This is a genomic window from Mucilaginibacter phenanthrenivorans (assembly GCF_024721155.1).
Lineage (GTDB): Bacteria > Bacteroidota > Bacteroidia > Sphingobacteriales > Sphingobacteriaceae > Mucilaginibacter > Mucilaginibacter phenanthrenivorans.
Genome location: NZ_JAHVAP010000007.1, coordinates 128,956 through 149,591 on the forward strand (window position 1 = coordinate 128,956; position 20,636 = coordinate 149,591).

12 protein-coding genes are annotated in these 20,636 nt (G+C 43.0%); all 12 read left to right on the top strand.

Going from position 1 to position 20,636, the window contains the following annotated elements; all coding sequences use genetic code 11:
• The first annotated feature begins 58 nt into the window (after positions 1 to 58).
• Positions 59 to 2,269: an alpha-galactosidase gene (locus tag KXD93_RS18025; RefSeq protein WP_258138723.1), complete on the top strand. Its 2,211-nt coding sequence runs from the start codon at positions 59 to 61 to the stop codon at positions 2,267 to 2,269.
• Positions 2,270 to 2,401: 132 nt separating this feature from the next.
• Positions 2,402 to 3,130, top strand: coding sequence for a hypothetical protein (locus tag KXD93_RS18030; protein WP_258138724.1), 729 nt, complete (start codon positions 2,402 to 2,404; stop codon positions 3,128 to 3,130).
• Positions 3,131 to 3,294: 164 nt separating this feature from the next.
• Positions 3,295 to 4,689, top strand: coding sequence for an SGNH/GDSL hydrolase family protein (locus KXD93_RS18035; RefSeq protein WP_258138725.1), 1,395 nt, complete (start codon positions 3,295 to 3,297; stop codon positions 4,687 to 4,689).
• Positions 4,690 to 4,708: 19 nt separating this feature from the next.
• Positions 4,709 to 7,282, top strand: a complete 2,574-nt coding sequence (locus tag KXD93_RS18040) for a glycoside hydrolase family 38 C-terminal domain-containing protein (protein WP_258138726.1) — start codon at positions 4,709 to 4,711, stop codon at positions 7,280 to 7,282.
• Positions 7,283 to 7,399: 117 nt separating this feature from the next.
• On the top strand, positions 7,400 to 9,724 hold the full coding sequence (locus tag KXD93_RS18045) for a GH92 family glycosyl hydrolase (RefSeq protein ID WP_258138727.1): 2,325 nt from the start codon (positions 7,400 to 7,402) through the stop codon (positions 9,722 to 9,724).
• A 15-nt stretch (positions 9,725 to 9,739) separates the two neighbouring features.
• Positions 9,740 to 11,128 carry an SGNH/GDSL hydrolase family protein gene (locus KXD93_RS18050; protein WP_258138728.1) on the top strand — a complete coding sequence of 463 codons (1,389 nt, stop codon included), beginning with the start codon at positions 9,740 to 9,742 and terminating at the stop codon, positions 11,126 to 11,128.
• 20 nt (positions 11,129 to 11,148) lie between these two features.
• A complete protein-coding gene (locus tag KXD93_RS18055) occupies positions 11,149 to 11,982 on the top strand; it encodes an alpha/beta hydrolase (RefSeq protein ID WP_258138729.1) in 834 nt (277 codons plus the stop codon).
• A 359-nt stretch (positions 11,983 to 12,341) separates the two neighbouring features.
• Entirely contained in the window at positions 12,342 to 14,066 is a 1,725-nt protein-coding gene (locus tag KXD93_RS18060; RefSeq protein WP_258138730.1) for a RagB/SusD family nutrient uptake outer membrane protein, read from the top strand.
• Positions 14,067 to 14,117: 51 nt separating this feature from the next.
• The gene (locus KXD93_RS18065; protein ID WP_258138731.1) at positions 14,118 to 14,543 is read left to right on the top strand and encodes a DUF5004 domain-containing protein; all 426 of its coding nucleotides are present in this window, start codon (positions 14,118 to 14,120) and stop codon (positions 14,541 to 14,543) included.
• 19 nt (positions 14,544 to 14,562) lie between these two features.
• Positions 14,563 to 15,603 (top strand): DUF4961 domain-containing protein, encoded by a 1,041-nt coding sequence (locus tag KXD93_RS18070; protein WP_258138732.1) that lies wholly within the window; start codon positions 14,563 to 14,565, stop codon positions 15,601 to 15,603.
• A gap of 152 nt (positions 15,604 to 15,755) precedes the next feature.
• The gene (locus KXD93_RS18075; protein WP_258138733.1) at positions 15,756 to 18,872 is read left to right on the top strand and encodes a SusC/RagA family TonB-linked outer membrane protein; all 3,117 of its coding nucleotides are present in this window, start codon (positions 15,756 to 15,758) and stop codon (positions 18,870 to 18,872) included.
• A 26-nt stretch (positions 18,873 to 18,898) separates the two neighbouring features.
• Positions 18,899 to 20,617, top strand: coding sequence for a RagB/SusD family nutrient uptake outer membrane protein (locus KXD93_RS18080; protein ID WP_258138734.1), 1,719 nt, complete (start codon positions 18,899 to 18,901; stop codon positions 20,615 to 20,617).
• The last annotated feature ends 19 nt before the right edge of the window (positions 20,618 to 20,636 follow it).

Sequence of the window (20,636 nt, forward strand, 5' to 3'; positions counted from 1 at the left end):
AAAACCAATTGCCGATCATCAACTGCAGGAAATTATTTACCAATACATAAACATCATAATGGGCTTTAATTCGTCAAACTTAAAATCGGGATATAAATCAGCTGCGTTGCTATTTCTTTTTGCAGTAGCAGCCTCCGCAACCTTTGCGCAGGAGACTACCATCCCCATAGAAACCGCAAATAATGCGATGGTATTACAAGTTGCTAAAAACAAGGACCTGAATACGATATACTTCGGTGTTAAGCTTTCAAATGCTGCTGAATACGGGAAGGTACCAGGTGTTTATAACCAGGATGACTATACAGGGATGCTGAACTCGGCCTATACTTCTTCAGGCTCACGCAACCTGGTTGAGCCCGCCATCAGCGTTACCCATGCAGATGGTAATAACTCGCTTGATTTAAAATATGTTAGCCATAATATTACCAAAGTAAGCGATGATGTGAGCTTACTGACAATACAACTTAAGGATCCGGTTTATGATTTTGAAGTTACGCTGTATTATAAATCATATTTTAAAGACGATGTAATTGAGCAATGGAGCACGATAAAGAACAATGAAAAAGGTGTAGTAACCCTTAATAAATTCGCCTCCGCTAACCTGTATTTAAAGGCAGGCAGCTTTTGGTTAAGGCAATATCACGGTGACTGGGCAAAGGAAATGCAGCCTGAAGAAACACAGATAACACACGGTGTAAAAACCATCGACACCAAATTAGGAACCAGGGCTAATTTATTTGAGCCATCGGTTTTTATGGTATCGTTGGATAAGCCGGCGACAGAGGACGAAGGCACCGTACTTTATGGCGGCGTTGAATGGAGCGGTAACTTTCGGGAGGATTTTGAGCTTGATCCAACTGATAACTTGCGGATAATTGCAGGCGCCAACAATTACGCATCGGCATATACATTAAAAACAGGTGAGGATTTCAAGACACCCGCTGTTTGGTATACACTGTCGGACAAAGGACGGGGGGATGCCAGCCGCAAGCTGCAAAGCTGGGCGCGCAACTACAAACTGCTTGATGGAAAAGGCACACGCATGACATTGCTGAACAATTGGGAGTCGACCTATTTTGATTTTAACGAGCAAAAGTTAAGCGAGTTATTGAAGGATACCAAAAAGTTGGGAGTCGACCTGTTTTTGCTGGACGATGGCTGGTTTGCCAATAAATATCCGCGTAATGGCGATCACGCAGGTCTTGGCGACTGGCAGGAAAATAAAAGCAAGTTGCCGAATGGAATAGCTGCGCTTGTTAAGGAATCACAAACTGATGGTGTGAAATTCGGGATTTGGATTGAGCCGGAAATGGTGAACCCCAAAAGTATTTTATATGAAAAACACCCGGATTGGGTAGTTAAGCAACCTAAAAGGGATGAATATTATTTCAGGAATCAATTAGTGCTTGATCTGACCAATCCTAAAGTACAGGACTTTGTATTCAATATTGTGGATTCATTGTTCGTTAAAAATCCAGGCCTGGCATTTATTAAGTGGGACTGTAATGCGGTGATCTATAACGCTTATTCTGCCCGTCTGAAGGATCAATCTCACTTTTATGTAGATTATGTACGCGGCTTATATAAAGTGCTGGAACGGATCAGGGCTAAATATCCGGTTGTGCCGATGATGCTTTGTTCAGGCGGTGGCGGACGTGTTGACTATGCCGCACTTCAATACTTCACAGAATTTTGGCCAAGTGATAACACCGACCCGATTGAACGCATCTTTATTCAATGGGAGTACTCTTATTTTTACCCGGCAATGGCCAGCGCCAACCACGTAACCGATTGGGGCAAGCAACCATTGAAGTTCCGCACGGATGTAGCCATGATGGGCAGATTGGGTTTTGATATTGTGGTAAGCAAGTTGAGTGGCAGCGATCTTCAATTTGCGCAGGATGCTGTTAAGACCTATAACTCCGTAAAGCAAACTATTTGGCAGGGCGATCAATACCGATTGTCTGATCCGCGTGAAAAAAATGTGGCATCGATAATGTATCTGGACGCAGCCAAAGCCAATGGTGTAATGTTTAATTACCTTGTAAATTACCGTTACGACCAGGGCAGTAAAACGCCGATCAGGCTAAAAGGGCTGGATCCGAAAAAGAATTATAAGTTGAAGGAAATTAATCTTTATCCCGGCGCTTCATCATCAATAGATGGCGAAAAAACTTACCAGGGCGACTTTTTGATGAAGGTTGGATTCAATCCGCAGGTTAATACAGGAAGAAGCAGCGTGGTGCTGCAAATAAGCGAAATCAATTAAGGCGGGAAACAAAGCTTTGAATTGCGCGTTTATCGGGTTAGTTTAGCATAGATAGTAAAAGGCGGCTGATGTTGTTTATTTACTATTTTTGCGCTGAACAACGCTACGCACGTTAAATTACTGTACGCTAACATGAAGAAATTATTGCTGCTTTTTCCAGTTCTTATTCTAATTTTCACTACAACAATTCAGGCCCAGGACAAAAAAGTAGCAGTTGTTACTTTTTACGTTAATAAACAGATCGATGTATCGGACTTTGGAACCGCCAATACTGCTGATGCCGTGTTACGACTTGCTAACGATCCCAATTTTAAGTTGACACCATCGTTCAAACGGTTTCACGATCAGTTTTTTGGAGATTGCCTGAAAAATTTCCCCTTGCAGTTTTTGCCGGAGGAACAGGTGATAAAGAATGATTCTTATAGAGACTTTGCGCCAGAAATGAAGGCAAGCGCTAATCTATTGGAAGATGACGTTAACCTGCCAATAAAAGGGTATAAGGTTGTTCAGTCCTTAAAGTCGACCGAGAATGAAAAAAAGCTATTGCAGATGTTTAATGACTGCGATGGAATAATGAAGGTTTATGTAGATTTTGATCTGCAAAAGAAGGGTTTCGGTGGCGTGGCGGTTGTGAAGGTAAACGCACGTGCACATATCATTATCTATAATAAAGCGGGCGATAAAGTATTTTCGATAAAGGAAGAGGCATTGTCAAAAATATCTGGCGCGCTTGTACAAGGTATTCCTTTTGTTACCCCGGCAAAGGTGCAGCCGCTGTGCGAAAGCGCCCTGGATGAACTTATGATGGCGCTGTTCAGAGACTTGCCAGCTTTGGCAAAAAGGGCAGATAGAAAGCTATAGCCGTATCCCGTTCAATATTTATCGCAGGTATTCATGCTGCTGGCCTGAAATAAATCTCTTTTAGCGTACAGGAATAATACATTGTAACATCTACCTATAACATTCAAATATTATTTGCTAAATCGTTTTTTTTGATTTTATTTGCTAAATCAATTTAGCCAATTATGATCAGGACCTTTACTGCAATTTTTTGCTTTGCCTTTTCCGTTATACACGCTATCGCCCAGCAAACAATAAAACCATTTAAAACAGGCGACAGGGTGGTGTTTGTGGGCAACAGCATTACGGATGGCGGGCATTATCACTCTTACATCTGGCTGTATTACATGACCCGGTTCCCCAATAGCAGAATTGATATATATAATGCCGGGATAGGAGGGGATGTATCTAAACAAATTTATGAACGGCTTGATGACGATGTGTTTTCGCATAATCCCACAGTGGTTACGCTTACTTTCGGAATGAATGATACCGGCTATAAATATATGACTGCGGCAGTTGCCGATTCTACCTATAAAGCAAAGATCGCTGAATCTCTTAAAAGCTTTAGGCTGATTGAGGATAAATACAAACAACATCCGGAGGTACGGAAGATCATGATCGCATCGCCGCCATATGACGAAACATCAAAAAGTAAATTGACACCTTTCATCGGAAAAAATAATGCCTTGCTACAAATTGCCGACGTACAGCAGCAAACAGCCAAAGCCGACGGTTGGGACTTCGTAGACTTTAACCGACCTTTAACCGCCATCAATATCAGGGAAGAGCAAAGGGATTCACTCTTCACCATGGAGAATGCCGACAGAGTGCACCCTACCAACGATGCAATGATGGTGATGGCCTACGTGTTTTTAAAAGCGCAGGGCCTGGCCGGGAAAAAGGTGGCTGAGTCAGTAATAAACGCCTCGACTCCCAGAGTGGAAAGCGTCGATAATTGCGCAGTAACGGCGTTGGCTGCAACTACAGATCGTGTTACATTTAACTACCTGGCTAATGCATTGCCGTACCCGATGGATACCATTGAAAGCGGTTTCGGCAAACCTCAAAGGGCACAATCAGCTGGTTTAAAACTTGTACCCTTTACTGAAGAGTTTAACCAGGAGATCCTGCGCGTAAAGGGGCTGAAATCAACAGGAAATTATCAATTAAAGATAGATGATAAAATTATAGGAACCTGGGGTGCCGATGAGTACAAAAAAGGTATCAACCTTGCCGTGCTTAATAAAACTCCGCAATACCAGGAGGCAATGGCTGTAATGCAGCTTAACGAAGAACGCTGGGAAATTGAACGCCGCCTGCGTGAATACTACTGGATCCATTTTTCAATTTTAAAACCTCATGGCCTGCTGTTTAACGATGGGGATGCAACTGTAGACTCACTGCAAAGATTTGCAAAGAAGGATTTTTTTGTCGCTGTAACACTTCCTACCTATCAAAAGGCCCGCTTTAAAAGCGTACGCGACGCCTGGAAAAAAGAGATCGCGTTGCTTACTGACGAAATTTATGCAACAAATAAACCGGTAAATCGCCGGGTTGAGATAACCTTAATATACTAAGCCTGAACACATGCGGTCAATGAAATTTAAACTGTTGCTGTTGGTTGTGTTACTTGTGAATTTAGCAGGTACCGTATCTGCTCAAAAAGCATATTTTATCGATGGCTATCATGGCGGAGTTTACGGCGGGTACCCGGATAATTTTACGCGTTTTATGGTGGATATGCTCAACAAGCATCCCGACTGGCGTATCAATATCGAGATTGAACCGGAAACATGGGACAAGGCAAAATTAGTTGACCCTGCAGCCTATAACGAGTTTAAGGCGTTGGCCGCCGATCAGTCTGCTAACGGGCGGATTGAATTTATAAACCCGGCTTATGCGCAAAGCTATTTATATAATATATCCGGCGAAAGCATTATCCGGCAGTTCAGTTACGGGATAAAAAAGATAAAGATGCATTTTCCCGATGCTGTGTTTAGTACTTATTCAACAGAGGAGCCATGTTTTACAAGTGCGCTGCCGCAGATCCTTAGATCCTTTGGTTATAAATACGCATCCCTTAAAAATCCAAATACCTGCTTTGGCGGCTATGCAGCAGCACATGGCGGCGAATTGGTGACATGGATCGGGCCGGATGGTACAGGGATAACCACGGCCCCCCGATATGGCGTTGAAAAGCTTTCCACCAAATCAACGTGGCAAACTATCGGCTGGGAAAATTCGCCGGCATTTGTAAACGCTTCTTATGCTGACGGCATTAAGCATCCAATCGGTATGACGATACAGGATGCTGGTTGGAAAGGCGGTCCATTTATGGGGATAGGTGCCCGGTTTGGTATTACAACTACATATACCACCTGGCGCAATTATTTTGAAAACGTAACAGCCGGCGATGCTAAACCACAATGGAAGCCAACGCAGGAAGATATGCTGGTAAACCTGGTATGGGGATCGCAGGTAATGCAGAAGATAGCACAGGAGGTGCGGGTAGCTGAAAATAAGATCATTAGCGCCGAAAAAATGGCTTCGCTGGCAAAGATCTATAATGATACAACTTATCCGGCCGATAGCCTGGATGCTGCGTGGCGCACGCTATTGCTGTCGCAGCACCATGATTCATGGATAGTGCCGTATAATGGTAAGCCCGGCAATACCTGGGCAGATAAGATCTTATTATGGACTAATAATACAATCAGTAAAAGCGACAGTATTATAGCTTCCTCAGCGAATGCCTTCGCAGGCAGCAAAAATAATGAGACCTATGTAAGGGTTTACAACACGGTTGGAGCAAAGCGGAACGAAATGGTAGCTGCTACCGTCCCGGCAGAATTGGCTGGCGCGTCGCTTAAAGTTATTGATGCGAACGGACAGGAAGTTGTCTCACAGGTGAATGAAGATAATGGTGTTAAGAAAATAATGTTCAAAGCCGATGTCCCGTCTATTGGGTATAGCACTTATAAACTGTTGCCAGGCAAGTCGACTGTAACAAAAGGCGCTACAATAAAACAGCTTCCCAACGGTCTGTATCAGGTAGAAACTGACCTTTATACCATATTGATCGATCCTAAAAAAGGCGGCATTATCAAAAGCTTAATAGCAAAGAAATTAAACAACCGTGAGTTTGTAGACAAAGCAAACCCGAAAGGCTTTAATGAACTGCGTGGAAATTTTTATAACGATGGTGGTTTCAGATCGAGCGAAGAAAACCCTGCAATGATAGAAATATTACAGCAAGGACCGTTGATGATAAAGCTGGCGATAAAAGGGACGATCGCAAATAATCAATTCATACAATTGCTTACGGTAAAACTGGGAGAGGAGAGGATCGATCTTAGTGTTAACATCGATTGGAAGGGTAACCCGGGAATTGGCGAACCAACGCCGGCAGGTACCTATAAATGGCAAAATCCAAACAAAGCATTTTACGATGACCGCTTTAAGATGCTTGCATTGTTCCCTTTAAATCTGCCTAATCAAAAGGTTTACAAAGATGCACCTTTTGACGTAACAGAGAGTAAGCTGGAAAATACATTCTATAACAGCTGGGATAGTATCAAGAACAACGTGATTTTACATTGGGTTGATGTGACCGACGGCGCCGGCAAATATGGCATGACCATGTTAACGGACCACACCACCAGCTACACACATGGAAAGGATTTTCCTTTGGGGCTGGATCTTCAATATTCCGGTATGGGTTTGTGGGGGCGGGACTATAAAATAAACGGGCCAAGCGCTATCAGCTATGCGTTGATCCCTCATGCCGGCAAATGGGATAAAAGCGGCACATGGACGGCAACTACTAAATGGGCAGAGCCATTAATAACAACCGTTTCACAATCAGCTGCAAAAAATAAATCAGCTTCATTTATAAGCATCAACAAGCCCGGCATTGAAATTTCATCGATGGTGTTTGATGGTGATGACCTGTCGGTGCGGCTGTATAATGCTGAAGGAGATACTTCACTAAAGATAATTTCCTTTAGCGCTCAAGTTCGCAAAGCCGAATTCGTAGAGCTGAACGGCACGAAAAGGAGTGACGTTAAAATAACCAAAATCGGGGATAAAACCCTTATAAATTTAACCATACCACGGTTTGGTTTCAGGACGATAAAGCTTAGTGGAATAAACATAATAAGTAAGCGGTAATAATATTAAAAAATAAACGCGCTAAAATTTGCTAAATCGTTTTTTTTATATAATTTGGACGATAATTTATCACCAACAACCAATTGGCCTTTATTATTCTTAACTTTTAAATCGGATATGCACGTTAAAAATACTGCCTTATTTTTAGTATTCGCTTGTTTTTCTATGTCCTTATATGGACAAAATAAAACACATGGCCCGGCATCATTTGTGAACCCTTTTATCGGGGCAAGCACCAGTACAGCCGATGCAGGCGTATACCATGGCCTTGGTAAAACCTTTCCGGGTGCTGCTACGCCTTACGGCATGGTGCAATTGAGCCCTAATACCATAACCGGCGGTGACAATGGCTCCGGGTACAGCTATGAACATACCAGTATTGAGGGGTTTGCATTTACCCAAATGAGCGGCGTAGGCTGGTATGGAGACCTGGGCAATTTTTTAGTGATGCCAACCACTGGCGATTTAAAGACAAGTGCCGGCTCGCTTAAAAATACGGGAGAAGGTTATCGCTCAGATTATGATAAACAAAGTGAAAAGGCATCGGCAGGTTATTACAGCGCATTTTTAACAAAATATAAAGTAAAGGCCGAAATGACCGCCCAGCCGCATAGCGGGATGTTACGGTTTACGTTCCCTGAAGATAAACAATCACGGATTCAAATTGACCTGGCCCGCAGGGTTGGCGGTACTTCAACCTTGCAATACGTTAAGGTGGTTGATGACCATACCATTGAAGGCTGGATGAAATGCACGCCCGATGGCGGCGGATGGGGTAATGGTGATGGTCACGCAGACTATACGGTATACTTTTATGCCCAATTCAGCAAGCCCATAAAAAACTTTGGTGTTTGGAGCGCTGATATTCCTGACGGACAGGGAAGGAAACTGGAAGATGTAACCAGCGAAAAATACCAGAAAATGGTTGCACATGCAGCAATTTTAAAAGGTGTTAAAGAAAAGCAAGGCAAGCATTTAGGCTTCTATACAGAATTCCCGACTACCAACAAAGAGCAGGTGCTGCTAAAATCAGGTATTTCATTTGTGAGCGTAGCAGGCGCCAAAACAAACTTGCTTGCCGAAATAAAAGGCTGGGATTTTGATGCTGTACACCAACGCGCTGTTGATTTGTGGAACAACGCCCTGTCAAAAGCAAGCATAGAAGGTGGTACAGCGGAACAAAAGACAGTTTTCTATACCGCACTTTACCATACCATGATCGATCCCCGGATTGTAAATGATGTGGACGGTAATTATATGGGGGGTGACGGAAAAGTTCACCGTGCTAATGGGTTTAAAAAGCGCACCATTTTTAGCGGCTGGGATGTATTCCGTAGTCAGATGCCTCTTCAAACCATCATCAATCCATCGTTGGTTAATGACATGATCAATTCATTGGTTACCCTTGCGGGCGAGAAGAAAAGGGATTACCTGGAGCGCTGGGAGATCTTAAACTCTTACAGCGGCTGTATGATCGGCAATCCCGCAGTTTCTGTTATTGCTGATGCGTATGCCAAGGGGATCCGGAATTTTAATGTTCCGGAAGCTTATAAGCTTTCCGTGAACTCTGTTGAAAAATTTGGCAACGGTGAAAAAGGTTATACCACCGAGCCTTTGAGCATGTCTTATACTTTGGAATATGCTTATGCTGACTGGTGCGTTTCGCAAATGGCTAAACGGTTGAATAAACCGGCAGATGAACAAAAATATGCGCTTCGCGGCGAAGCCTTCAAAAATATATTCGACCCTGAAAAAAGGTGGTTCCGGCCAAAGGATAAGGACGGAAACTGGCTGCCATGGCCTGATTCTGCAAGGTTGAAGCAGTGGTATGGTACGATTGAAAGTAACCCCTATCAACAGGGCTGGTTTGTTCCGCAGGACGTTGACGGAATGGCCAAACTGATGGGCGGCAGGGATAAGACAATAGCCGATCTCAATAACCTGTTTGAAAAAACCCCCGATAACATGATGTGGAATGATTATTATAACCACTCCAATGAGCCGGTTCACCATGTGCCTTTCTTATATAACCGTTTAGGTGCGCCATGGCTTACTCAAAAATGGACAAGAGAGATTTGTCGCCGGGCTTATAAAAACTCGGTTGAGGGTCTGGTAGGCAATGAAGACGTGGGGCAAATGTCTGCCTGGTATGTGCTGGCAGCGAGTGGTATCCATCCCGTTTGCCCCGGTGATCCGCGGCAGGAAATTACCAGCCCGGTATTCAACAAGGTGACCTTTAAACTCGATCCTAAATATGCTAAAGGAAAGACCTTCAGCATCGTCGCCAAAAATAATTCAGCTCAAAACATTTATATCCAATCAGCTAAGCTAAACGGAAAGGTATATAATCATTGCTACATCGATTATAAAGACATAGCCGCAGGCGGTACGCTTGAATTAACAATGGACGATACACCGAATAAGACCTGGGGAATAAAATAAACCGAACATATTAGCATGAAAAAAATATTTACAATTTTATTGATCAACCTGGCTGCCTGCTTCAGTATTTACGCGCAAACAGTAGCACCCTTTAAAGCTGGTGACCGGGTGGCATTCGTAGGTAATAGCATTACCGATGGCGGCCATTACCACTCGTATATCTGGTTGTACTACATGACACATTTCCCAAACATGCGGATTACTTGTTTTAATGTTGGGATAGGAGGGGACGCGATAGGGCAGATCAATACCCGTTTTGACGATGATGCACTTTCTAAAAATCCAACGGTTTTAACCCTAACATGGGGCATGAACGATACCGGCTATTTTGAATGGTATCGCGCCGACGCACAGGATTTTATGGATAAAAGGATTGGTGATTCGTACAAAACTTACGCACTGGTTGAGGATAAGCTGAAACAACGACCGGAGATCAGGAAGATAATTATCCTTGGGTCACCTTATGATGAAACTACAAAGTTCACCACAAAGAATATCTATCCAAAAAAAACAGCGCTCTTCAGTAAAGTTATTGATTTTCAGCAGGATGCTGCTAAGAAAAACAATTGGGGCATTGTTGATTTTTATCACCCGATGACTGCTATTAACCTGCGCGAACAGGCGAAGGATACCACATTCAGCCTTGCGCCAAACGACAGGGTACATCCCGATAATGATGGGCACCTGGTAATGGCATACCTGTTTTTAAAAACTCAGGGATTGGACAATAAGGCGGTAGCGGATATTGCCATCAACGCCGAAAGCAAGAAAGTGACCAAATCGGTTAATTGCAGGATCTCGAATGTAATGGCTTCTGCTGATTCACTTTCATTTAATTATCTGGCCAACTCATTGCCTTACCCAATTGATACCATTCCACGTAGCTGGGGTAATAAGAAAAAACAGGCTGATGCCCTAAAGCTGGTACCATTTACAAAGGAATTTAACCAGGAAATATTAACTGTTAAAGGCTTAAAAGCTGGTAATTATAATTTAATGATAGATGGCGAGCGCATAGCCACTTATGCCGCCCAAAATTTTAGTGATGGTGTTAATATGGCGGAATTGACCAGGACACCGCAATATCAGCAGGCTATACAGATCCGGGAGTTAAACGAGGAACGCTGGGAAATTGAACGTCGCTTAAGGATGTATATGTGGATGGAGTATGATTTTTTGAAGGGAAAAAATATGCTTTATAAAGATAATAATGCCGCTATGGACACCATAAGCAAATATGCCGTTAAGGACGTTTTTGTGAACGGCAACAAGGATAATTATACCCGCGCCCGCTATAAAAGCGTGAGGGAAACCTGGCAAAAAGAGATGAACGTGATCATCGACGAGATTTACGCCATAAACAAACCGCAGACACACCGGATTACCATAGCTGCCGCTAAATAAGAAACAGAACATTTAATAAAATGAATAGAATAAAAAGATTTTTTCTGCCGGCGATAATTTTCATGATCGCCAATTGCGTACGGGTAAATGCCGCTACTGTTGACACTGTTTTAACGCACAGCGCGGCTATGAATAAGGATTTAAAAGCGGTAGTTATCCGGCCTGATAGTTATTCGGCCAATAAAAAATTTCCTGTTTTGTACCTGTTGCATGGCTTTAGCGGTAACTATTCTGACTGGATCCTTAAAGTGCCATCGATAAGAAGTCTTTCCGATCAATACAACCTAATAATTGTATGCCCCGACGGTGGTTTTGCCAGTTGGTATTTTGATAGCCCTGTGAGTAAAGAATGGCAATTTGAAACATATGTGGCCGTTGAGTTGGTAAATTGGGTTGATAAGCATTACAGCACCATCCAAAACCGGAATGGTCGTGCCATTACCGGGTTAAGCATGGGCGGGCATGGTGCGTTTTATTTGGCATTTAAACATTTGAACACCTTCGGCGCAGTTGGCAGCATGAGTGGGGGAGTGGATATAAGACAATTTTCGGACGCGTTCGGTGTGGAGCAGGTATTGGGTAAATACAGTGAGTATCCCGAAAGGTGGGAGAAAAACAGCGTGATAAACATGCTTTATATGATAAAGCCAAATTCGCTTGCAATAACGTTTGATGTTGGTTACGACGATTTCATGTATCCCTCAAACGAGGCTTTACACAAAGAATTAATGTACAGGAAAATTCAGCATGATTATACGGTAAGACCGGGCGCGCATACCTGGGAGTTTTGGGGTAATTCTATCAATTACCAGGCGTTGTTTTTTAGTCGTTTTTTCAATAAGCCTGTTAATTGATTTGAGTCATTTTTTTACCGGAAATTTAAAAAACACGGCTAAATATTAACAGTATTAACAGGTTTTGGATTAGATGTTTAAAAACCGGAAAATGAACGAAATAATAACAGAAATTAAAAATAGAGCGGATAAAAATAATTTGAAAAAAAATTTGCTAAATCGTTTTTATATCCTAAATTAGTACCAGATTCTATATCTGATAATATAAACCAATTATAAATATTCAAAAAGAGAATCTTGATAATGACTGAATAAATGGAATTTATAACAATCTGCTAAAACGATTTTGTAAATTTTATTAATCTTATTTAAAGTTGTTTAGAGAGTCTATTAAATTTAACCTATATAAACCATATAGTATGAGGAAAATTTACTTTCAGGTTATTGCTTTTATTGTGCCCGTTGTTGTGCTGTTGAGCGTAGAGTCGTGTAAAAAAGGTGGCTTCCTGGCTCCCACCACCACTTCAAATTTAACGGAAACTACTGTTTTTAGAGACAGTAGCAACACGGAGTATTTCCTTGCAAACATTTACAGCCAGATAGGTTTCCCGGTAAATGTTACCCGGTTTGGCAACGGTGGCCTGGATGTAGCTTCGGATGAGAGCGAGGTAGGCAATACAAATATTTCATTAGCCAGCGATTGGGCCACAGGAACTATCAATGCGGGTATAGTTAGTGATGATGCATTCAGCACTTGCTATAATAATATAAGGGCGGTGAACCAGTTGTTAAAAAATATTCATAATACGCCGGTATCTGCTTTCACTAAATCGCAAATAATATCCGAAGCCCGCTTTTTGAGAGCATACTATTATTTTATCCTGTTGGAACACTACGGAGGTGTGCCGCTGATTGGTGACACTCTTTACACATATACAGATCATATCCCGGTAAAACGCAGTAATTTTTCTGATTGTGTTAATTATATAGTATCAGAATGTAATGCAGCGGCACTGGCTTTGCCTTCTGTGCAAACCGGATTAGGCTACGGACGCGCATCACGGGGAAGCTGTATGGCGCTGATTTCAAGAACATTATTGTACGCTGCAAGCCCGCTGTTTAACGGAACTACCCTGGCCAGCGGATCATTGGCATCGATTATCGGTTATCCAACAGCTGATGCGAACAGGTGGAAACTGGCAGAAGACGCAGCAGGCCAACTTATCAGCTCGGAATCCTACAGTTTAAATATTGACAACTCGACTCCTGGTAAGGGATTTCAGAGTCTTTTCCCAATGCGTTATAATACCGAATATATTTTACCGCTAATGCGCCCGACTGGCAATTGGGACCTGGAGGGAGTTTGGGATCCGCCATCGCGGTCGGGTTCTGGCGGTGGGTTTCCTTACCAGGAAATTGTGGATGCATTCCCGATGAGTAATGGCAAAGCTATTACAGACCCAACTTCGGGATATGATCCGAATAATCCGTACGCTAATCGCGACCCACGAATGGGCTATTCTATTATTCACGATCAAACTTCGCTTATAATCAGGTTAGGAACAGGTTTTTCGCCGGTAAATATTTATCTCGGAACCTACAACGGCATTGCCGCAGGAAGCGATGCAGTTTACACAGGTACGCCAACCGGGTATTATACCAACAAGATGCTTGACCCTAATGCGGCATCTACAGATGCTTTGCACAATACGAGTCGCTGTTTACCGATCTTCCGTTACGCAGAGATATTGCTAAACTATGCTGAAGCCGCTAATGAATTTGAAGGTCCTACTTCAAATGTTTATAACGCTGTTGAGCAAATACGGATGCGGGCTGGCCTTAATCCTTATCAGCTGCCGACCGGCTTGAGCAAAGACCAAATGAGGGATGTGATTAGAAATGAAAGGCAGATTGAGCTCGCTTTCGAAGGACATCGATTTTGGGACGTTAGGCGCTGGATGATTGCCGATCAGACTGAAAACCAGGAAATGACCGGTATGGAAATTACCCGGACAAATACTACGGCCAGTTACAAGCGCTTCAATGTAAGGAAGCACAATTTCAGGAAGGCAATGTACCTGTGGCCAATTCCGCAGGGAGAACTTGCTAAATCAACCGACTTGGTTCAGAATCCGGGGTATTAATTAAATAGAATAACATCAAAAAAATATAAAAGCATGAAACAGCTTTACAAAATGAATAGAATAACATGGCTGCTTGTACTTATCGCTGTGATGACTTTCGCATCATGCAAAGTGGAAAGACTGACCCCGGTAGCTGAAAGTACAAAAGACATCTCGGGAGACTGGACGGTTATTTCGGCAACCCGTAATGGTACGGATTTGATGAGCATAGTTGATTTTTCGCAATTTAAGGTAAGCTTTAAGGATGGAAAGTACACGCTGATCAATAAACTTCCATTTTTGGTAAGTAATGATGGAGCTTACTCGTTCGACGATCCGCAATATCCGTTTAAAATAAGTTTCACGCCAACAGGCAAAACGGCGGTTGCTACGGCATTCACTTATCCAATTGTGAACGGTATAAGGCAGCTGACACTAACATTTAGCCCCGGCTGCCCGGGCAATACCTATGTGTACACATTTAAGAAAGCCAATTAATTAAGCTAAAAAAATATATATGAGATCATTTTTACACATTAATATAAAAGGGCGCATCTTATGGGGGATGTGTGCTGCGATAATTATGGCAATCATAATTACCTGCTGCAGTCTTATCAATTTTACTGTCGATCAGCCCGATACTGCGGTTGTTGGTGCCAATACAACAATAAAAGTTCAATTTACCTATCACAACATCTACCAATCCAAAACCCAAAGCCTGGTGTTCGGTTTCCTTGCCCCCAAAGGCTGGGCGACGGCTCAAAACGCAAAAATCACTTACACAAGTACGGCTACTTCAGGCATCGGTAACATGAAGCTTATGGATCCTGCTGCTATTGAGCCCCAGAGCAATGGCCTGAGTTGGTCTGCAGCTATGAAGAAAAAGTTTGGTATTGGCGGCAACCTTATTGATGATATGGAGTGGGTAGTTTATCAGTCGGATGTGAGTGTTGTGACAAGTAATGGCGGGGATATATCCGTAAAATTAACTATCGATATGAAAATGGGTGCCGATGGTAATAACACATTGTGCAAGCTGGGTTATGCAGTTGCAGAGACGAGCGACGGGCTACATGATCCCGATGGTTCTATCGATAAAGACCCCGGTGTTAAATATGAATATTTTGCGGAAATGATCACTCCCTGCTTTCAGTTAACAGGTGGCCCCGGCGACATCGTAGATTTTTGTAACCCGCAACTTACCAGCTACGACCCGCCTAAAGCCCTCGACAACGACTTTATTACCATTACTTACGATGGAACAGTTGCAGATACAGACCTGAAAAATCCGGCTGCGGTGTACCTGTGTGCAACCGGAAATACAGCCGATGGAAAATCAATTACGGTTTGCGAGCAGACTGCCAAAACAAAGCTTACGCAAACAACCTCCAACAGCAACAGGTACAAGATAACCATTTGGCCGCGAAAGTTTTTTGGAATAACGGACGCACAAACGCTCACGAACATGACCTACTACATAACGGACGCGACGGGGAATATAAAAGTGGGGTATGGAAATACGGCATCACCGTTCACCTATACATTTAAGTGTAAATAACATAAACCATGAAGAGATAACTATTGCATTGCAGGCAGTGCATACCCCTTAAATTATAAAGTTTTAACCTCCTTTTTAATATAAGGTTAGGGTTGCTATGCAGGTACTAAAATATGTTTTCAATTTTTCGCCAACAATTTAAAACTGAAACTATGGCTTATTGCTACTCAAAAAAATGCGTTACGGGATTCATCATACTGATGCTGTTCCTGGTGAAAACCAGCTTTGCCGTTGTGCAGGATACAACCGTGCATACGGCAGTTAAAACCCCCGGAATGGTAACCGGTACTGTAATAGACCAGGATGCACGCCCTTTAAAAGGAGCTGTGGTTACCGTAAAACAAACTACGATAACCGCTGCCACTGATGCTAAAGGCAGCTTTGAAATAAAAGCAGGCACGGGCAGCATATTGGTATTTACCTATCCAAACCATAATGTTATGGAAGTAAAGGTAGCCGACGGTGCTGATTTGACTGTACGATTGTTGGATACTTACCTGCAGTCGCCAAAAAACATTGATATTTTATATGGTACAGTAAAGCAGGAAAACTCACTGGGCGCCGTATCAACCATATACACCAACCAGCTTACTACAACTCCGGCTTCAATGTATGTTTATGCATTGCCGGGCCAGCTGCCTGGTTTATATACTCAGCAATATAGCGGCTTCACATCGGCACAAACAGCCATTCAAACACAAAGCGGCATATTTACCAACGTAGTAACCAGCCATAATGTGGTTCCTAATGATAATACTGAAATAAGTATGAAAATTCGCGGGCAAGGTGTAATTACCATTATTGATGGTGTACAGCGCGAATTGTCTTCGATCGATCCTGAAAGCATTGAATCGGTATCGGTTTTAAAGGATGCGTTATCAAATATATTGCTTGGTATTAACAGTTCGAACGGGATCTTGCTGGTAACCACCAAGAAGGGACGGGCCGGAGCGCCACGCATTTCGTTTACCGCCCAAACCGGCGTACAGCAATCGTTGGGATTGCCAACGCCATTGCCGGCCTATCAATATGCTTATTTGTATAACGAGGCATTGCAAAACGACAATAAGCCTCCCATTTACTCTCCTGCGGATTTCACAGCCTACCGCAATCATACAGACCCATTCGGGCACCCGGATGTTAACTGGTTCAAAACATTATTGAATGAGTATTCGCCGATGACCAGCTATAAGCTAAATATTAGCGGCGGAACTGAAACAGCCCGCTATACCATCGCATTAAATTCGTTAGATCAGGGCGGGATCTTCAAAACAGCCAATTCTATCCCGTACAACACCAACAATGATTTGAGCAGGTATATTATCAACTCGAACCTGAGTGTTGATGTAACTAAAAAATTCAAAGTTGAGCTGCAATTGTTTGGACGTATTCAGAACGGAACTGAACCAGGGGCCGGTTACAGCAATATTTTGAATCAAATTTATAGTACGCCCAATAATGCCTACCCGGTATATAACCCGAACGGCTCTTTTGGGGGCACTGCGTTTTACAGCAATAACCTGTTATCTCAAACAGAATATTCCGGCTACGTTCAATCCAACAGCCATGATGTATTGGCCAACCTGGATTTGAATTATGATTTAAGCAGTTTTGTAAAGGGATTATCATTTAAGGCTAAGGGAAATTTGTCTATCGAGTCGCAAACAGCTGTTACCCGTAACCTGCAAAATCAGGGATATCAGTACTCCGTTAAAGACAGCAGCTATGCCGCAGTTGGCGCCACAGTTCCTGAAAGCAATGAATTTCATACTGTTACCAGCGCGCGCTATTCCTTTGGGCAAGGCGGTCTTAATTACGACAGGCAATTTGGTAAAAATAATGTATCAGCAATGTTGCTTGCTGATGTGAAGACGGTATCGTTAACATACGACTTAAGCACGACCGCCTCAAACAGGGCGCTTAAGGCCGGGTATAATTATGACGAAAAGTACTTTATTGAAGGCGCGGTCAACAATAGCGGTTATAACCGTTACCCGCCTGGTCATCAGTTCGGTTGGTTTTATGCCGGAGGGATAGGCTGGCAGATGGGGAAGGAAGATTTTATAAAGGATAATTTTAGCTGGATAGACTCATGGAAATGGCGGGCTACCTATGGAAAAACAGGGAATGCCAACATTGATAATTACGGTTATTTTCAATATACGCAAACTTACAGTTCAGTATACGGAGCTTATCCGCAGGGAACTGACCGAAGCCTGGGATTCGGCTATATAGCCGACCCGCTGGCCAACCCGAACATTAGCTGGGAAAATGCTCATAAGTTTAACATAGGCGCAGATATATCGCTATTTAAGGAACGCCTTAAAATTACAGCCGATTATTATCACGATAAGTATTATGACTTGCTGCAACAGCGTGGTAACAGTATTGCGCTGCTTGGTACTAATTATCCTTTCGAAAACCTGGGAATTAACCTGTACAAGGGCTTCGAGTTATCGTTAACGTACTCCAATCATGTTAATAATTTTAATTACTTCGTTACCGGCAACGTGTCAATCCAATCGTCGAAGGTATTATTCTCAGATGAGGAACCATTGCCATATCCGTGGGTAAAACGCACAGGTCAGCCTGTGGGTACCGTTTTCGGCTATACCGCTCTTGGTTTTTTCAAGACTGCACAGGAAGCAGCGTCATCACCAACAACTGTTGGTTACACACCAGTTGCCGGAGACATTCGGTATAAGGACTTAAATAACGACGGTGTTATCAATCAATTTGATCAATCGCCTATAGCCGGCACAAAGCCGCTGATATTTTTTGGGACAACAATTGGTTTTAATTACAAAGGCTTTAGCTTCAGCGCCATAGTTCAGGGTGTAACCAACAGACAGATCAGCATAAATGATAACCAGTTTTCGGGCTTTAATGGCCTGGGAATATTTGGTAATCAATACGTAGGCCAGGGATATGAAGGACTGACCACCCGGTGGACGCCTGAGACTGCTAACACCGCCCAACTACCAAGGCTGTCTTTAGGTAACGCTAACAATACCGCAACTTCATCATTCTGGATAAGATCAGGAAATTACATGAGACTTAAGAATGCAGAGGTTGGTTATACATTGCCATACAGCGTAAGCAAAAAATTAAGATTATCAAGCATAAGAGTTTTTGTAAACGGAGAGAACCTGGCAACGCTATCCAGCTTTAAGGGCATCGATCCGGAAGTTTATTTTGGAAATCCGTTGAATCCTAATCCATATCCTATTCAAAGGGTAATAAACGCAGGGGTAAGTGTTAAGCTTTAATTGTTGATCGGTAAAAATTTGAAATTATGAAGAATTACAAAAATATAATAGGACTGGTTTTACTGCTGCTGGCTTTTAGCGCGTGTAAAAAGTATGAGCAATTTCCTGTTGACAAAGTGCCAATTAATATTGTGTTTGATAAATATGACTCATTAGGCACCAATGCGCACCAATACTTAAATTCAATTTATGCGTTGCTGCGGAACGGACGGAACGCAGTTGGAGGAGATTACCTGGATGCTGCGAGCGACGATGCCGTATCATCGGCAGCGTCAAGCAGTAACTCGGTTACCATACTTGCTACTGCAACCTACAACTCATTTACTATGCCTGCAGACGAAAATGTGTGGTCGGGCTCTAAAAGCTATTGGGCGGGAATAAGAATGGTGAACGAATTTGTCAATAATATCGACATAGTACCTGTTCAGCAAACGTATAACGGCGTATCCATGAAGTATGCATGGAAGGCCGAAGCGAGGTTTTTACGTGCATACTTTTACTTCGAACTGGTAAAGCGTTACGGTGGCGTACCATTATTGGGCGACAAGGTTTATGGGCTTACCGATAATATAGCCCTACCGCGTAACTCGTTTGATGATTGCGTCAAATACATAGTAAGCGAGTGCGATGCGATAAAAGGTTCGATGCTTACTTCGCCAATCATATCAGCAAATGCGTATTACGGCAGGGCCACGCAGGGGGCAGCTATGGCCTTAAAGTCGCGTGTTTTGTTGTATGCAGCAAGTCCACTTTTTAACGGTGGTAATATTGATGGATCAAACCCACTTACAGGCTATTCGAGCAATAATGCAGATCGCTGGAAACAGGCTGCCGCCGCCGCAAAGGACGTTATGGACCTCGGTGCTTATTCGCTTGACAATAGCTTTACGGATGTTTTCCTTACGCAAAATAATTCGGAGGTGATCTTCATCCGCCAGGGCGATAATGGCAATTCAGTTGAAAGTGCTAATGGCCCGGTAGGCTTTCCCGCTGCAAACGCATTGGGCAGAACAAGCCCCACAGAAGAACTTGCGGAAGCATATCCAATGGCAAATGGGTTACCAATTACCGATCCAACATCTGGTTACAATCCTGATCAACCTTATTTAAACCGCGATCCGCGTTTGTCATACACCACATTGCACAATGGGTCGCAGTGGTTGAATACCACGCTGGCAACCTATGAAGGCGGGCAAAGTAAGCCAAATAACGGCCTTCAACAAACTCTTACCAGCTATTATGCCCGTAAGTTTATGGGAAATTTTGAAAGTACAAATTCATATAGCTCACATAGCGAGGATTGGGTAATATTTCGCTACGCCGAGATTTTATTAAACTATGCAGAGGCAGAGAATGAAACCACAACTTCTGCTCAAGGCGACGTTTACGACGCCTTGTATAAATTAAGACTACGTGCGGGTATTGCTCCCGGAGCAGATGGGCATTACGGCCTTAAAGCAAACTTAAGCCAGGCCGATATGCGTACAGTAATCCAGAATGAAAGGCGAATTGAACTTGCGTTTGAGGAAAGCAGGTACTTTGACATCCGCAGATGGAAAATTGCCGATGCCATAATGAACCAGCCACGCAAGGGAGAATCAGTTTTCCAGTCAGGCGGCTCATTCACTTATAACACAGTGAATGTACTCACCACAAAGTTTGTAGCACCTAAAATGTATTTGTACCCGGTACCATACGATGAAGTGTTGAAGAACCCAAATATGAAACAAAATCCCGGATGGTAGTTAAAATTCACATTAACCA

Bases quoted from the DNA above. Each gene is read 5' to 3' on its own strand.
- KXD93_RS18040 (WP_258138726.1), top strand. From the start codon at position 4,709: ATGAAATTTAAACTGTTGCTGTTGGTTGTGTTACTTGTGAATTTAGCA.
- KXD93_RS18060 (WP_258138730.1), top strand. From the start codon at position 12,342: ATGAGGAAAATTTACTTTCAGGTTATTGCTTTTATTGTGCCCGTTGTT.
- KXD93_RS18045 (WP_258138727.1), top strand. From the start codon at position 7,400: ATGCACGTTAAAAATACTGCCTTATTTTTAGTATTCGCTTGTTTTTCT.
- KXD93_RS18035 (WP_258138725.1), top strand. From the start codon at position 3,295: ATGATCAGGACCTTTACTGCAATTTTTTGCTTTGCCTTTTCCGTTATA.
- KXD93_RS18030 (WP_258138724.1), top strand. From the start codon at position 2,402: ATGAAGAAATTATTGCTGCTTTTTCCAGTTCTTATTCTAATTTTCACT.
- KXD93_RS18080 (WP_258138734.1), top strand. From the start codon at position 18,899: ATGAAGAATTACAAAAATATAATAGGACTGGTTTTACTGCTGCTGGCT.
- KXD93_RS18070 (WP_258138732.1), top strand. From the start codon at position 14,563: ATGAGATCATTTTTACACATTAATATAAAAGGGCGCATCTTATGGGGG.
- KXD93_RS18025 (WP_258138723.1), top strand. From the start codon at position 59: ATGGGCTTTAATTCGTCAAACTTAAAATCGGGATATAAATCAGCTGCG.
- KXD93_RS18055 (WP_258138729.1), top strand. From the start codon at position 11,149: ATGAATAGAATAAAAAGATTTTTTCTGCCGGCGATAATTTTCATGATC.
- KXD93_RS18065 (WP_258138731.1), top strand. From the start codon at position 14,118: ATGAATAGAATAACATGGCTGCTTGTACTTATCGCTGTGATGACTTTC.
- KXD93_RS18050 (WP_258138728.1), top strand. From the start codon at position 9,740: ATGAAAAAAATATTTACAATTTTATTGATCAACCTGGCTGCCTGCTTC.
- KXD93_RS18075 (WP_258138733.1), top strand. From the start codon at position 15,756: ATGGCTTATTGCTACTCAAAAAAATGCGTTACGGGATTCATCATACTG.